Origin of the sequence: Zafaria cholistanensis (genome assembly GCF_008580665.1) — a bacterium.
Taxonomy (GTDB): Bacteria; Actinomycetota; Actinomycetes; order Actinomycetales; family Micrococcaceae; genus Zafaria; species Zafaria cholistanensis.
This window is the reverse complement of record NZ_BKDJ01000045.1, coordinates 1-858: the sequence shown is the minus strand read 5'-3', so window position 1 is coordinate 858 and position 858 is coordinate 1. Positions and strand designations below refer to the sequence as shown.

Below are 858 nucleotides of genomic sequence, written 5' to 3'. Positions count from 1 at the left end.
AAGGACGTTTTCACCCCGCAGCTGCGCCGGCACACCACCCTGCTGTCCCTGGCCTGGTTCTTCAACTGGTTCGGCATCCAGATCTTCGCCGTCCTGGGCACCACGGTACTGGTGGAGGCCAAGGCGGTTTCCTTCGACAATGCCCTGCTCATCCTGGTCCTGGCCAACGCCGTGGGCTTCGTCGGCTACGTCTTCCACGGCTGGCTCGGCGACCGCATCGGCCGCAAGCTGACCGTCGTCCTGGGCTGGCTGGCCGGCGGGGTGGTGAGCCTGCTGATGCTGCTGGGCCCGGGCACCCCGGCCATCATCATCCCGCTGTACGCGCTCACCCTCTTCTTCCTCACCGGCCCCTACGCGGCGCTGCTGTTCTACATGGGCGAGTCCTTCCCGGCCCACGTCCGCGGCACCGGCACCAACGTGGCCCACGTGCTGGCGCCGGTAGGCGGCATCGCCGGATCGGGGCTGTTCACCATCCTGCTCGCCTCCGGAGTGGACACCGCCTGGGCGGCGATCATCGTCGGCAGCGGCGGCCTGCTCGCCTCGGCCCTGTGCATGGCCGGAACCCGCACCACCAACCGGATCGGCGACCACAAGAAGGCAGAGGTTGCCGCATGATGCGCGACGACGGGCTTGAAGGCAAGGTTGCCGTCATCTCCGGCGGCGGCAGCGGCATCGGCCGGGCTCTGGCCGTCGCCTACGCCCGGGCCGGCGCGCATTCGGTGGTGGGCTATCTGCCGGCGGATCCCCACGATGTCGGGGACACGGTCGCCGCGGTGGAGGCCGAGGGCGGCAAATGCATCCCGGTTCCGGTGGACGTGCGCAGCTTCGAGGACACGGAGAAGCTGGCCCAGGCCGCGC

General features: G+C 69.8%; 2 protein-coding genes. Both read left to right on the top strand.

What is annotated here, in order from left to right; genetic code table 11:
- Positions 1 to 615: MFS transporter (locus NCCP_RS14840; RefSeq protein ID WP_149958057.1), on the top strand; the 615-nt coding region annotated here is incomplete at its 5' end.
- Positions 612 to 858: SDR family NAD(P)-dependent oxidoreductase (locus NCCP_RS14835; RefSeq protein WP_149958056.1), on the top strand; the 247-nt coding region annotated here is incomplete at its 3' end. The genes NCCP_RS14840 and NCCP_RS14835, both read left to right, overlap by 4 nt.